The organism is Priestia endophytica (assembly GCF_026790145.1).
Taxonomy (GTDB): Bacteria; Bacillota; Bacilli; order Bacillales; family Bacillaceae_H; genus Bacillus_I; species Bacillus_I endophytica_A.
The window spans coordinates 147,776-161,530 of sequence record NZ_JALAMS010000003.1; the positions used below are offsets into that span (position 1 = coordinate 147,776).

The 13,755-nt window shown below is 37.3% G+C and carries 13 protein-coding genes; all 13 read left to right on the plus strand.

Annotated features, from left to right (window positions below; translation table 11 throughout):
- Positions 1-23: 23 nt before the first annotated feature.
- The 13 genes from prfA to MOC86_RS05000 all read left to right on the plus strand — a co-directional run bounded on the left by prfA (position 24) and on the right by MOC86_RS05000 (position 13,481).
- Entirely contained in the window at positions 24-1,100 is a 1,077-nt protein-coding gene (gene prfA / locus MOC86_RS04940) for a peptide chain release factor 1 (protein WP_081496143.1), read from the plus strand.
- Positions 1,100-1,966 carry a peptide chain release factor N(5)-glutamine methyltransferase gene (gene prmC, locus MOC86_RS04945; protein WP_268583065.1) on the plus strand — a complete coding sequence of 289 codons (867 nt, stop codon included), beginning with the start codon at positions 1,100-1,102 and terminating at the stop codon, positions 1,964-1,966. The genes prfA and prmC overlap by 1 nt, the downstream gene beginning before the upstream one ends.
- Positions 1,967-2,086: 120 nt before the next feature.
- On the plus strand, positions 2,087-2,791 hold the full coding sequence (spoIIR, locus tag MOC86_RS04950; protein WP_268583067.1) for a stage II sporulation protein R: 705 nt from the start codon (positions 2,087-2,089) through the stop codon (positions 2,789-2,791).
- A 64-nt stretch (positions 2,792-2,855) separates the two neighbouring features.
- The gene (locus tag MOC86_RS04955) at positions 2,856-3,302 is read left to right on the plus strand and encodes a GNAT family N-acetyltransferase (RefSeq protein WP_243516339.1); all 447 of its coding nucleotides are present in this window, start codon (positions 2,856-2,858) and stop codon (positions 3,300-3,302) included.
- Between the two features lie 174 nt (positions 3,303-3,476).
- Complete coding sequence (locus MOC86_RS04960; protein ID WP_268583069.1) at positions 3,477-4,520, plus strand: L-threonylcarbamoyladenylate synthase; 1,044 nt, start codon at positions 3,477-3,479, stop codon at positions 4,518-4,520.
- Positions 4,521-4,588: 68 nt separating this feature from the next.
- Positions 4,589-5,149: a manganese efflux pump MntP family protein gene (locus tag MOC86_RS04965; protein WP_268583070.1), complete on the plus strand. Its 561-nt coding sequence runs from the start codon at positions 4,589-4,591 to the stop codon at positions 5,147-5,149.
- Positions 5,150-5,225: 76 nt separating this feature from the next.
- A complete protein-coding gene (locus MOC86_RS04970) occupies positions 5,226-5,660 on the plus strand; it encodes a low molecular weight protein arginine phosphatase (RefSeq protein ID WP_243516345.1) in 435 nt (144 codons plus the stop codon).
- A 77-nt stretch (positions 5,661-5,737) separates the two neighbouring features.
- Positions 5,738-7,021, plus strand: a complete 1,284-nt coding sequence (locus tag MOC86_RS04975; RefSeq protein WP_268583072.1) for a methyl-accepting chemotaxis protein — start codon at positions 5,738-5,740, stop codon at positions 7,019-7,021.
- Positions 7,022-7,104: 83 nt separating this feature from the next.
- Entirely contained in the window at positions 7,105-7,608 is a 504-nt protein-coding gene (locus MOC86_RS04980; protein ID WP_268583335.1) for a TIGR01440 family protein, read from the plus strand.
- Positions 7,609-7,826: 218 nt separating this feature from the next.
- A complete protein-coding gene (glyA, locus tag MOC86_RS04985) occupies positions 7,827-9,068 on the plus strand; it encodes a serine hydroxymethyltransferase (RefSeq protein ID WP_268583074.1) in 1,242 nt (413 codons plus the stop codon).
- A gap of 325 nt (positions 9,069-9,393) precedes the next feature.
- Positions 9,394-10,023 carry a uracil phosphoribosyltransferase gene (gene upp / locus MOC86_RS04990; RefSeq protein WP_019394797.1) on the plus strand — a complete coding sequence of 210 codons (630 nt, stop codon included), beginning with the start codon at positions 9,394-9,396 and terminating at the stop codon, positions 10,021-10,023.
- 22 nt (positions 10,024-10,045) lie between these two features.
- Positions 10,046-11,191, plus strand: coding sequence for a non-hydrolyzing UDP-N-acetylglucosamine 2-epimerase (wecB, locus tag MOC86_RS04995; RefSeq protein ID WP_268583075.1), 1,146 nt, complete (start codon positions 10,046-10,048; stop codon positions 11,189-11,191).
- 76 nt (positions 11,192-11,267) lie between these two features.
- A complete protein-coding gene (locus tag MOC86_RS05000; RefSeq protein ID WP_326847707.1) occupies positions 11,268-13,481 on the plus strand; it encodes a S8 family serine peptidase in 2,214 nt (737 codons plus the stop codon).
- Positions 13,482-13,755 lie beyond the last annotated feature (274 nt).

Genomic DNA, 13,755 nt, shown 5'->3' on the forward strand with positions numbered 1-13,755 from the left:
GCGATTAAGGGAATATAATAGAGGTGAAGAACGTGTTTGATCGTTTAGATTCAGTAGAAATGCGTTATGATAAATTAAATGAGCTATTGAGTGATCCTGAAATTGTAAATGACGCAAATAAACTTCGTGAGTATTCAAAAGAACAGTCTGATATTCAGGAAACAGTTGAAGCATACCGTGAATATAAAGAAGTAAAAGAGCAGCTTGATGAAGCAAAATTAATGCTTGAAGATAAGCTTGATGCTGAAATGAAGGAAATGGTAAAGGAAGAAATTTCGGAGCTTTCTGAACGTGAAGAAGAGCTTGTTGAACGTTTGAAAATCTTACTTGTACCAAAAGATCCAAATGACGATAAAAACGTAATTATGGAGGTTCGTGGTGCAGCAGGTGGAGATGAAGCAGCTCTATTTGCAGGAGACCTTTATCGTATGTACAGCCGTTATGCAGAAGCAAATGGTTGGAAAACAGAAGTAATGGAAGCAACCTCAACAGGTGTTGGTGGTTATAAAGAAATTATCTTTATGATTAGTGGAAAAGGCGCTTATTCAAAGATGAAGTTTGAAAATGGAGCACACCGTGTGCAACGTGTACCAGAGACAGAATCAGGTGGACGTATTCATACATCAACAGCAACGGTTGCGTGCTTGCCGGAAGCAGAAGAGGTTGAGGTTGATATCCATGAAAAAGATATTCGCGTTGACACCTTTGCATCAAGTGGTCCAGGTGGGCAAAGTGTAAATACAACAATGTCAGCTGTTCGTTTAACACACGTACCAACAGGTGTTGTTGTATCATGTCAAGATGAGAAATCTCAAATTAAAAACAAAGAAAAAGCGATGAAGGTTTTACGTGCTCGTATTTATGATAAATTCCAGCGTGAAGCACAGGCTGAATATGATCAAAACCGTAAACAAGCGGTAGGAAGTGGAGATCGTTCTGAGCGTATTCGTACGTATAACTTCCCACAAAACCGTGTAACAGATCACCGCATTGGATTAACAATCCAAAAACTTGATCAAATCTTGCAAGGTAAACTTGATGAAGTGATTGAAGCACTTATCATGGAAGATCAAGCTCAACGTATGGAAGAGTCGATGTAATGATGAAAAACAGAACAAAAATTTTTGAAGTCCTTAAATGGGCTTCTTCTTTTTTAGAAGAACATAATCGAGATCAAAATGCAGGTGAACTTCTTTTAATTCACCATTTAAAAACAACGCGCTCAAAACTTTTAGCTTCTCTTCATGATGAAGTAAGCCAGGAGATCTTCTCTGCTTTTGAAGCTGATGTACGACGTCATGCTGAAGGACTTCCAATTCAATATCTTATTGGAAAAGAGAGCTTTTATGGACGAGATTTTTTAGTAAATAAGGAAGTATTAATCCCACGTCCTGAAACGGAAGAGCTTGTCTTTCATGTTTTGCAGAAGATAGAGCAAAAGTGGGGAAGCAATAAGAAGTTGAACGCTGTTGACGTTGGAACAGGCAGTGGGGCAATTGCGATTACCCTTGCACTAGAAAATTCAAATTTAGCTCTAAAAGCTATTGATATTGCTCCAGCTTCAATTGAAGTGGCAGAACAAAACGCTCGGTTGCTCGGAGCAGCTGTTGAATTTTTAGAAGGAGATATGCTTTCTCCGTTAATAAAGATGGGGAAAAAGGCAAGTGTTATCGTCTCTAATCCTCCCTATATTCCAAGTTGTGATATTGATACACTTTCCCCTGTTGTGAAAGAACATGAGCCAATGCGTGCTCTTATTGGAGGAGAGGACGGGCTTGATTTTTATCGTCAACTAATGGAAGAGCTTCCTTATGTATTAGAAAAAGACGGAATTGTAGCGTTTGAAGTTGGAGTTGGACAAACAAAGGATGTAGGAAACATGCTGAAAGAAACTTTTCCGACAGCGGATGTAAAAGCAATTGATGACATTAACGGCAAAGATCGAATTGTTATAGCAAGTCTTTAAGTCAAGTTCCTCTTTTAGGAGAGGAACTTCTTGTCTGAAAAAATAAAAGAATAATAGTTTTTCAAGGTTTAAGAAAACAAATTTTGCCCATACTGTTCTAGTGAGAGGGCGGTGTGGGAAATGAAGAAACAAGCAATTATTTTTTTATTACTTTTATTTGTAGGAGCATATCTCCAAGTTACAGGAAATGGAACAGCACAGGCCACTGAACGAACGGTTATTCCAAATGACGCTATAAGGCTTCGGATTTTAGCTAATAGCGATAGTGATAAAGATCAAAAAGTAAAACGTATGGTTCGTGATGAAGTGAACAAGGAAATTAATAAGTGGGTAGAAGAGCTAACGTCTTTTGAAGAAGCTAGTAAAGTAATTCAAAGTAATCTTCCAGAGATTAAGGAAATTGCTAATAGAGTTCTTAAAGAACAAGGGTTTTCATATGAAGCAAACGTTAAATTCGGTAAAGTATCATTTCCAACGAAGCTTTATGGGAATTTATTATATCCTGCTGGGGAATATGAAGCAGTATTGATTACGCTTGGAGAAGGTGAAGGCGCAAATTGGTGGTGTGTATTATTTCCACCGATGTGTTTCCTTGATTTCTCAAACGGTCAAGCTGTTCCAGAACAAGAAGGTGTAAAAGCTTCTGAATCAACTTCAAAGCCGGTGAAAGAAGAAGTGGCACAACCAGAACCATCAGTAAAGGCAGAGGAAGAAGAAACAAAAAATCCTAAACCAAAAAAGAAAGAAAGCAAGATAGAAGAGAAAGAGCAAAAACCAGAAGTGAAGTTCTTTGTTGTAGAATGGTTTGAAAAAGTGGTCTCTTAGTTCTATTTCTCTTTCCACCTCATAGAGTAGGTAGTAGATATCAAAGACTAGGGGGGGAAGAGAGATGCATTTACGCTATGCTGAGAAGAGTGATGAAAGAAATATACTTGCCTTTATTGAGAAAGCTGGAGTTGATTCAGAAGGGATTAAGGAGCAAATACAACATTTTGTTTTAATGGAAGACAAGCAAGGAAATCTACAAGGAACGCTAGGTATTTATAAACTAGGTGATAAAGGGCTTCTACGTTCTCTTGTTATGAGTGAGAAAGTAAGTCAGGAAGAAATCTTAGCGCTCTTTCACGAAGCTTTTCGACTTGCATGGCAAAAAGAGTTGAAAGATTTGTACTTAGTGACGAATAAAAGCAGTGCTTTGCCGTTTTTCCATCTGCTTGGTTTTCAGGAAGTTGATCCAGTAAGTTCACCGTCTGCTTTTCAACGATTTTATCAAGAAGCTGTTGAGGAAAATGAAGAAATTCATTTTATGCATTATAATGTAAAGAAAGAAGCGTAGAAAAGCTGTTGATAACTTTTATGAAAAATACTATCCACAGAGTTATTAACACCCCAGCGCCTTTTATCCACAAAATGTGGACGAAGGGCGCTTATTGGTGCTATTTTCAGTAAAAAAGTGAGTAGAACCCCTATTTTAATGGGGATAAATAAAAAGATAATAGGAGGTAAGAAGATGAAAACAAACATGTGGATTGTGGATAATTCAGAAAATAATGTAAATAGTTATCCACAACTCGAAGAAGCTGCTTCTTTATTAAAAAAAGGGGAAGTTGTGGCTTTTCCAACAGAGACAGTTTACGGTCTTGGAGCAGATGCAACAAATGATAAAGCAGTGAAGAAGATTTTTGAAGCCAAAGGTCGACCAAGCGACAATCCTCTTATTGTACATATTGGGAATGCTAATCAGCTTGATGGACTTGTTGAGGAAGTACCCTTAAAAGCTAAAAAGCTAATAGAAGCCTACTGGCCTGGCCCGCTTACGCTTATCTTAAAAAGTAAAACAGGCATCTCTCAAGGAGTGACAGCAGGTCTATCAACGGTTGGCATTCGTATGCCTTCACATCCTGTAGCTCTTGCTCTTCTCCAAAAAGTAAACCTTCCTATTGCAGCTCCAAGTGCGAATCTATCTGGCCGACCTAGCCCAACTACTGCACAGCACGTTTACGAGGATTTACAAGGAAGAATTGTGGGGATTGTTGATGGTGGCCAAACAGGAGTAGGTCTTGAATCAACAGTATTGGACTGTACATGTGAACCGCCCCTTATTTTGCGACCAGGTGGTATTACAAAGCGACAGTTAGAAGAAGTTATCGGAGAAGTTAAAGTTGACCAAGCATTATTAAAGGAAGAGGAGAAACCAAAATCTCCTGGTATGAAATATACGCATTATGCACCAAATGCTCCTCTTTTCATTGTATCTGGAACACGAGAGTTTATGCGAGAGACTATTATGAAAGCACAAAAAGGCGGAAAGAAAGTAGGTGTCCTTTCTACAGAAGAAAATCATTCTTTCTATCCAGGAGATAAAGTCATTGTATGTGGACATCGAGAAGATCAAGCTTCAATTGCTGCCTCTTTATACGATTCATTGCGAGCTTTCAATCAAGAAGATCTCGATATTATCTATAGTGAAAGCTTTGAAAAAGAAGGATTAGGAGAGGCGATTATGAATCGTCTTGTTAAAGCTGCAGGACATAAAATCATTTCAGAAGAATAGAACCATTCTAAACCCCTTTGGACGTGCATATGGTGAATTAGGATATGTACATCTGAGGGGGAGAAAAAATGACCTTGCCTGATTTTGCGAGTGAGTTTCTTACATTATTTGTGATGGCGTTTGCACTAGGAATGGATGCTTTTTCAATCGGCCTTGGAATGGGTCTTATTCAATTGAGGATGAAACAGATTTTTTACATTGGACTAACTATTGGCGTTTTCCATTTCATTATGCCTTTGTTAGGAATTGGAATGGGACGTTTGCTTTCAGAGAAATTTGGGATGTTTGCAACATATGTTGGAGGAGCTCTTCTTCTTTTCCTTGGCATTCAAATGGTTTATTCGTCTTTCAAAAAAGGGGAAGATATATTAATAAAACCTGTTGGATTTGGTCTTATTGTTTTTGCTTTAAGCGTTAGTTTAGACAGTTTTTCAGTCGGACTTAGCCTAGGGATTTTTGGAGCAAAAACCTTGCTTACTGTTATTGTGTTTGGAGCTGTCAGCATGGTATTAACGTGGATAAGCCTTTTACTTGGACGTCGTGTTCAAGGATTGTTAGGGTCTTATAGTGAGGTGCTTGGGGGAAGTATCCTTCTTGCGTTTGGTATAAAATTGCTCTGGCCATTTTAAATTTTTATAATAGAAAGAAGATGAACAAAAGCTCAGAGATTTGAGCTTTTTATTTTTTAGAGAGAAGGTTGATTACATGAAGAGAGTTTTATTCGTTTGTACAGGTAACACGTGCCGTAGTCCAATGGCTTCTGCATTGCTGAAGGAAAAAAAGGATTTTGAAGTCCAGTCAGCTGGAATATTTGCAGGGAAAGGAATGCCAATTTCCGCTGCAGCCTCTCAGGCTTTATTAGAAAAAGGAATAGAGCATAATCACCGCTCGCAGCCCTTTACATCAGAGCTTGCAGAATGGGCTGATTATATTTTTACGATGACAAATCAGCATAAACAATTAATTGTTAGTCAGCACCCCTCTGCTGCTAAGAAAACATTCACATTGCATGAATTTTCTACTTCATCAGTTGGAGATGTACAAGATCCATATGGGGGAGATCTCTCTATCTACCGAGAAACACTCGGTGAATTAGACGAACTTATTCGTCAACTTATCCTTAAATTAGCCGATAAATAGGACAGAAGTCCATTATCTCTAAATGTTGCATGGAAGGCATTGTAGAGAATAATTTATTGGATAAGTGAGGGGTCTTTATGTCGAAGCAATATAAATTTAATTTAAGATTTAAGCTTGTATTTTTCACTTTTATTTTAGCAATCATCACCTATTCTACAAGTGCTTTTTTTCTATATTTTGTCTACCCCCATGCAGGAGAATTGATGAGTCAGACAGTCTTTACAGCTCTTGTTCTCACGCTTGGGGTATTTTGGACAGGGTTGTTAATGTTTTTAGCAACAGGTTTCATTATCCGTCCTTTGCAAAAGTTAGAGATTGTAGTAAATAAAGCAGCTGAAGGTAATCTCAGTGATGAAGTAAATCTAAAACTTTCAAATGATGAAATCTATGGTATTGGACAAGCTTTTAATAGAATGTTGCAAAATATGCGTGACATAATTATGACCATTGAAGAGAACACAAATAAAGCAAATGAGTGCGTGCTTCAAATCTCTAATTTAGCAGATGATGCCTTTAGACATTCTTCGCATATTTCCCAAACAATTGATGAAATATCAGCGGGCGCTGAGAACTCTGCAGCTGCTATTGAAGACACAGCAGAATCTATTGAGCATGTACTTGTTCTAGCAGGAGATGTGCGGGAAAAAGCACTGCACTCAAAACGTCTTTCTGAAACAATGGTTGGATCTCTAGATGGAACAAGTGAAGCAACAGTTGGGCTTATAAAAGGGCTAGAACGATTGGTTGAGCAGAATGGTCAATCTTTGCAAGCTGTTGGACAACTTGAGAAACACGCTAAACAAGTAGAAGATATTATCTCACTTGTAGGGGATATTTCGAGGCAGACAAATTTGCTTGCATTAAATGCCTCGATTGAAGCAGCACGGGCAGGAGAGCATGGAGAAGGATTTGCTGTTGTAGCAGAAGAAGTGCGTAAATTGGCTGATGAAAGTGCACAAGCTGTAAAAAGTATTACAAAGCTTATTCAAAATATCCAAAATGGAATTAGTGAAGTTGTAAATCAAATTCATCACCAAGTCGAAATCGGAAAGCAAGAAGTGTTAAAAGGGGATAAAACACAAAAAGTATTAAAAGATATGAAAGAATCTGTTTATGAGGTTTCTTCCTCTGTTGAAACTATCGTCTCTTTCTCGCAACAGCAAGTACAAAACATAGGCCAAACATCAAGTCAATCTCAGGAAGTAGCAGCAATCGCTGAAGAAACATCAGTAGGTGCAGAAGAAGTAAATGCCGTAATTAAGGAACAGTTTCATTTAATGAAAGAAGTTAGTAATGTTGCGAAATATTTAGCAGAACAAGCTGAGCAATTGAAATCCACAATTCAACGTTTTAAGTTATAATGAAGGAAAGTTCGAATATTAACCGTAAAGAGGTGTTTACTTTGAGTAATAACTTCAGCAGTCTAGCGAGTGATTTTCAAGCAATGTTGACTGATTTTTCAGAACAAGTTTCTTTGAGTGATAAAACATTAGTCATTGGTTGCAGTACAAGTGAAGTGAGCGGGGAGAGAATTGGGACAGCAGGCAAGAGTCCTGTAGCAGAGACGATTTTTTCTTCTTTGGACAAACTTAGTAAAGAAAAAGGAGTCAAATTAGCTTTTCAATGTTGTGAACATTTAAATCGAGCTATTGTTGTTGAAAGGGAGACAGCAAAAGAGCATGGATTAGATCCTGTAAGTGTTATTCCAGTAGCAAAAGCTGGCGGGTCAATGGCAACGTATGCTTACAAACATATGAAAGACCCTGTTGTAGTGGAAGAAATAAAAGCTGAAGCTGGAATTGACATTGGTGACACATTTATTGGAATGCATTTAAAAGCTGTTGCTGTTCCTGTTCGGTGTCAAAGCAATAAACTTGGAGAAGCACATGTTACTTTTGCTACAACAAGACCTAAGTTCATTGGTGGGGCCAGAGCAACATATGCTTAAAAATTAAGCTTATTAACATATATTTTCATGTTGAAAATTGGTTAATGTTCGTGTTTAAATGGATATGAACATTGTTATTTGTCCTTTTTCTATTTATTTTTATATAAAACATGAACTTTTATAAAAAATAGCCTTTCATAGTTAAGGAAATGTGCTACAATAGGGAAAGACTTAGGACTAAATAACAAAAAGTACCGTAAAAGAAGGGGAGGACCACCATGGAAAAACTTTCAAAACAAGATCCAAAAATCTATAATGCCATTCAAGATGAGCTATCAAGACAAAGATCTAAAATCGAGCTAATTGCTTCAGAAAACTTTGTAAGTGAAGCTGTTATGGAAGCACAAGGTTCAGTATTAACAAATAAATATGCAGAAGGTTATCCTGGCCGTCGTTATTATGGCGGATGTGAGCATGTTGATGTTGTTGAGGATATCGCACGTGATCGTGTAAAAGAACTTTTTGGGGCAGAACATGCTAATGTTCAACCTCACTCAGGTGCACAAGCTAACATGGGTGTTTATTTCACAATTCTAGAACAAGGTGATACGGTTCTTGGTATGAATTTATCACACGGTGGACATTTAACACACGGAAGTCCTGTTAACTTCAGCGGTGTTCAATATAACTTTGTAGAGTACGGTGTAGACGAAAAAACACATCTTATTGACTATAATGATGTAAGACAAAAAGCAGTAGAACATAAACCAAAATTAATTGTTGCAGGTGCAAGTGCATATCCACGTGAAATTGATTTTGCTCGTTTCCGTGAAATTGCTGATGAAGTTGGCGCATATTTAATGGTTGATATGGCTCACATTGCTGGACTTGTTGCAGCTGGTCTTCATCCAAACCCAGTTCCATATGCAGATTTTGTAACGTCAACAACTCATAAAACATTACGTGGACCTCGTGGTGGTTTAATTCTATGTAAAGAAGAGTTTGCGAAGAAGATTGACAAAGCGATCTTCCCAGGTCTTCAAGGTGGTCCACTTATGCACGTTATTTCAGCGAAAGCAGTAGCATTTGGAGAAGCATTAGAGGAAGATTTCAAAACATATGCTCAACAAATCATTAATAATGCAAAAGCATTCGCAAGTGCTCTAAAAGAAGAAGGATTCTCTATTGTTTCAGATGGAACGGACAACCATTTAATTCTAATCAACGTAAAAGAGATGGGATTAACAGGTAAAGTAGCTGAAGAAGCTCTTGATTCCGTAGGAATTACAACAAATAAAAATGCTATCCCTTATGATACAGAAAGCCCATTTGTAACAAGTGGTATTCGTATTGGTACTGCAGCAGTTACAAGCCGTGGCTTTGGGGAAGAAGATATGAAAGAAATTGCTTCAATTATGAGTCTAACATTGAAAAATGTAGAAGATGAAAGCAAACTTGCAGAAGCAAAAGAACGTGTTGAAGCTTTAACAAGCAAATTTAAGCTTTACCCAACATACTAAAAATCAAAAAGGCACGTCTTGAGGACAGCTCAAGGCGTGCCTTTTTATCGTCTTAAAAAAACTTCATTCTAGAAGAAGGACTTGAACTCACTTTTTTTTTTCTGTAAAATAAACGCAATGTGTTTATTTCGTTTAGGCGATATTACAAACGAACCGTTATTTATGATAAACAGTATTACATATTGCTGGTGAACGCTATTGCTGTGCGTACTTGACGGCAGAACATGTGAGGCTAACAAGATTTGAGAGGTATTCTAAAAGTAAGATTTCTTATTTTAGAATGCCTTGTTCCATGTGTAACATTTTAACTAAAGGAGATGTAATTGTGGGAAAAGTATATGTGTTTGATCATCCGTTAATTCAGCATAAGTTAACGTATATTCGTGATAAAAGTACAGGAACGAAAGAATTCCGTGAGCTTGTGGATGAAGTAGCAAGCTTAATGGCTTTTGAAATTACAAGAGATTTACCTTTGCAAGAAGTAAACGTTGAAACACCAGTTTGTGAAGCTACATCAAAAGTATTAGCAGGTAAAAAACTTGGGATTGTACCAATTTTACGTGCAGGTCTTGGAATGACGGAAGGAATTTTAAAACTTATTCCTGCGGCAAAAGTAGGGCATGTTGGTTTATATCGTGATCCTGAAACACTAAAACCAATTGAATATTACGTAAAACTTCCTCGTGATGTTGAAGAACGTGACTTTATCGTTGTAGATCCAATGTTAGCTACAGGGGGATCTGCAGTTGAAGCGATTAACTCTCTGAAAAAACGTGGAGCAACAAGCATTAGATTTATGTGTTTAGTAGCAGCACCTGAAGGAGTAGAAGTGATGCAAGAAGCTCATCCAGATGTTGATATTTATATTGCAGCATTAGATGAAAAGTTAAACGATCACGGCTATATTGTGCCAGGTCTTGGTGATGCAGGAGACCGTTTGTACGGAACGAAATAAACAAAATAAAAGGTGATGAAAAATGGCTAAGCGGATTAAAGTTATGACTATTTTTGGGACACGCCCGGAAGCAATTAAAATGGCTCCTCTTGTACTTGAACTAAATAGTCGCTCAGAACAGTTTGAATCAATTGTTACAGTAACAGCACAGCATAGAGAGATGCTTGATCAAGTTCTGTCCATCTTCAACATTACACCAGACCATGACCTTAACATTATGAAAGATCGCCAAACACTTATGGACGTAACAACAAGAGGTCTTCAAGGTCTTGATGCTGTAATGAAAGAAGTGCAGCCTGATATTGTCCTTGTCCACGGAGATACAACAACAACTTTTATTGCAAGTTTAGCAGCTTTCTACAATCAAATTGTTGTTGGACATGTTGAAGCTGGATTAAGAACATGGAATAAGTACTCTCCGTACCCTGAAGAAATGAATCGTCAATTAACAGGTGTGCTAGCAGATTTACACTTTGCTCCAACAAATAAATCAGCAAACAATTTAAAGACAGAAAATAAAGAAGAAGAAAACATCTACATTACAGGAAATACAGCTATTGATGCTCTTCAAACAACAGTAGACGAAACTTATCACCATGAAATCTTAGAAGGTCTTAGTGACCATCGTTTAATTCTTTTAACAGCACACCGTCGTGAAAATTTAGGTGAGCCGATGCGCAACATGTTTAAAGCGGTAAAAAGAATTGTCGAAGAGCATGACGATGTGCGAGTAATTTATCCTGTGCACCTTAACCCAGTCGTGCGTGAACTAGCTGATGAGGTGCTTGGTAATGATCCAAGAATTCAGCTTATTGAACCACTTGGAGTTGTAGATTTTCACAACTTTGCTTCACGTGCACATATTATCCTAACAGATTCGGGTGGAGTGCAGGAAGAAGCACCTTCATTAGGTGTTCCTGTTCTTGTTCTTAGAGATACAACAGAGCGTCCTGAAGGAATTGAAGCAGGAACATTGAAGCTTGCAGGATTAGAAGAAGAACATATTTATAAGCTTACAAAAGAGCTCTTAGAAGATAAGGAAGCATATGAGCAAATGGCAAAAGCCTCAAACCCATATGGAGATGGACATGCTTCAGCTCGTATTGCAGATGCTATCTTGTATCACTTCAAACAAAAAGAAAATCGACCTGATACATTCAATCCATAAAAGGTCTATATTATAAAGAAACATCTCTCGCATGAAAAGCGTTGTTTGTGAAACGCTATGTGAGAGGTGTTTTTTTATGAGAAAATGTTTCTTTATAAGTATTGTTTTATGTTTTCTATTGTTACCTATAGATGTATATAGCCAAGCTTTTGAAAGACCTCCTTCAATTGACAATGCTCTTTCTCAGAAATTACAAAAGACCATTATTGTAGTAAAGAAGGGACATCTTCAAGAAGCTTTAAGAAATGTAAAGATACATTACCCAAATGTAAAAATAAGGAATGTGTATCATCATGTTTTTGAAGGTTTTTCAGTAGAAGGGCTTGGTATAGATCTTCAAGCAATCAAGAAAGAAAAGTGGACAGAACAGTTATTTGGAGTAACTTATTATCAGCAAACAATGAATGAGAGTGTTCCATTTATTGGTGGAGATGAAGTAAGAGGGATCTTTGACAAAGAAAACAAGCGTTTGACAGGTAAAGGTGTAAAAATCGGAATTATTGATACAGGTATTAACATGCTTCATCGCGATCTTCAACATTCATACAAAGGAGGCTACGACTTCGTTGATGTTGATGAATACCCAATGGAAACGGTGGAAAAGCAAGGACCTCCTACTTATCATGGAACACATGTAGCAGGAATTATCGGTGCAAACGGTAAAATGAAAGGCGTAGCTCCAGAAGCTGATATTTATATGTACAGAGCATTAGGACCAGGTGGGATGGGAAGTTCAGAGCAAGTTATTCTAGCAATAGAAAAAGCAATTGAAGAAAAAATGGACGTGTTAAATCTTTCTTTAGGAAACGAGATTAATGGTCCTGATTGGCCCACAAGTCTAGCTGTAAATGAAGCTGTTCGCCAAGGCGTCGTAGTTGTAGCTGCAAATGGTAACTCAGGTCCTGATTTATGGACCGTCGGTGCTCCAGCCACCGCTTCTGAGGCTATTTCAGTTGGTGCTTCAGCTCCTCCATTAAAGCTACCTTATCTTGAAGTTAACAGAAAGAAGGTTACGCTTCAACAGCTACAAGGATCACCAAATTGGAATTTAGAACAAAGTTATGAAATTGTAGCAGGGGGTTATGGACAAAAGAACGAATTAGAAGATGCAAGAGGAAAAGTAGTCCTTGTAAAAAGAGGGAAAATATCATTTACAGAAAAAGCGCTTAATGCTGAAAAAGCTGGAGCAAAAGGAGTTCTTATTTCAAACAATGAGAGGGAGAGGGGGATATTTTCTGGTGCTCTTCAATCTGAGCTCGGAATACCCATCGCAGCAATTAGTCATAATGACGGAAAAGAGCTTCTTTTAAAGAAGAAAAATAACCGCCTTTATGGAGTAACTCAATATGAAGAGATTCAAGATAAGATAGCTCCATTTAGCTCTAGAGGACCTGTTACAACAACGTGGGAAATTAAGCCAGATGTATTAGCTCCAGGTATGGAGATTAATAGCACAGCATTGAAAGACTATATGTCTCTTCATGGTACAAGTATGGCTGCACCACACGTAGCGGGAGCGTGTGCTCTTATTTTACAAGCTCATCCAACCTGGTCTCCAAACCAAGTGAAAGCAGCTCTTATGAATACAGCAATATCTCTTCAAGATGATAAAAAAAGGAATTTACCTGCTTATGTTCAAGGATCAGGGCGTATTGACTTAAAAAGAGCTATTGAACAAACCTTGTTTGTCACTCCTTCTTTATCCCTTGGAATTGTTCATGAAACAAAAAAGGGCAAAATAACGAAAAAGGCCTCTCTAACAGTTGAAAATATAAGTGAAGAATCTAAAAGACTTAGCTTACAGTTTCCAAAACGCGAAGGAATTCGTTGGGAGGCACCTTTATTTATAGATGTGCTTCCACGTGAAAAAAAAGAAATTATAGTAAAGGCTGTTATTGAAAACTCAAATCTTAAAAAAGGTCTTCATGATGGACTTGTGTCTATAAAAGATTCTACTCGTGAAGTTCATCTTCCATATCTCTTTATTGTAGGAGAACCTAGCTATCCTAAAGTTATGGGATTTCAATTCTCACAAGTTAAAAGTGACGATCTTTATCAATATGAGCTTTTCTTACCTGAAGGAGCAGATAAGTTAGGGATAGCTCTTTATGAAAAAGATACATTAAGATTTGTTCAATACGTTGATGTTCGTGAAAATATTGGAAGAGGACGATTTACTTCTGTTGTTGAACGTTCATTACTTCCTGTGAAAGGGGAGTATAAAGCAGTCATTTTTGTGTATAAAAATGCAAAGCAACAAACTTTTGAAGGTGAAATAAAAATAGAATGAATAGTAAACAAACCTAAATGTTAAGTATATTAACATCTAGGTTTGTTTGTGAGAAAATATGACGAAAATGTGTACAAAAGCGAAGTTTTGGATGAATAAAGATGATTTTCACTTTAAACACATTGACATGAATATAGTCGTATTGTATGCTAACAGGGGATATGAATGGTAAGGTTTTCACACCCTAAAAAAAGTTGTAGTATCAATGTTTTTCCTCATAAAATCAACCAATTTATAAAGCCGTATTTTTTACAATCAGTAACAAATTTTTTCC

What these genes read in the sequence shown, in the direction of transcription:
- prmC (WP_268583065.1), top strand. Translation starts at nt 1,100, where the DNA reads ATGATGAAAAACAGAACAAAAATTTTTGAAGTCCTTAAATGGGCTTCT.
- spoIIR (WP_268583067.1), top strand. Translation starts at nt 2,087, where the DNA reads ATGAAGAAACAAGCAATTATTTTTTTATTACTTTTATTTGTAGGAGCA.
- MOC86_RS04955 (WP_243516339.1), top strand. Translation starts at nt 2,856, where the DNA reads ATGCATTTACGCTATGCTGAGAAGAGTGATGAAAGAAATATACTTGCC.
- MOC86_RS04960 (WP_268583069.1), top strand. Translation starts at nt 3,477, where the DNA reads ATGAAAACAAACATGTGGATTGTGGATAATTCAGAAAATAATGTAAAT.
- MOC86_RS04965 (WP_268583070.1), top strand. Translation starts at nt 4,589, where the DNA reads ATGACCTTGCCTGATTTTGCGAGTGAGTTTCTTACATTATTTGTGATG.
- MOC86_RS04970 (WP_243516345.1), top strand. Translation starts at nt 5,226, where the DNA reads ATGAAGAGAGTTTTATTCGTTTGTACAGGTAACACGTGCCGTAGTCCA.
- MOC86_RS04975 (WP_268583072.1), top strand. Translation starts at nt 5,738, where the DNA reads ATGTCGAAGCAATATAAATTTAATTTAAGATTTAAGCTTGTATTTTTC.
- MOC86_RS04980 (WP_268583335.1), top strand. Translation starts at nt 7,105, where the DNA reads ATGTTGACTGATTTTTCAGAACAAGTTTCTTTGAGTGATAAAACATTA.
- glyA (WP_268583074.1), top strand. Translation starts at nt 7,827, where the DNA reads ATGGAAAAACTTTCAAAACAAGATCCAAAAATCTATAATGCCATTCAA.
- wecB (WP_268583075.1), top strand. Translation starts at nt 10,046, where the DNA reads ATGGCTAAGCGGATTAAAGTTATGACTATTTTTGGGACACGCCCGGAA.
- MOC86_RS05000 (WP_326847707.1), top strand. Translation starts at nt 11,268, where the DNA reads ATGAGAAAATGTTTCTTTATAAGTATTGTTTTATGTTTTCTATTGTTA.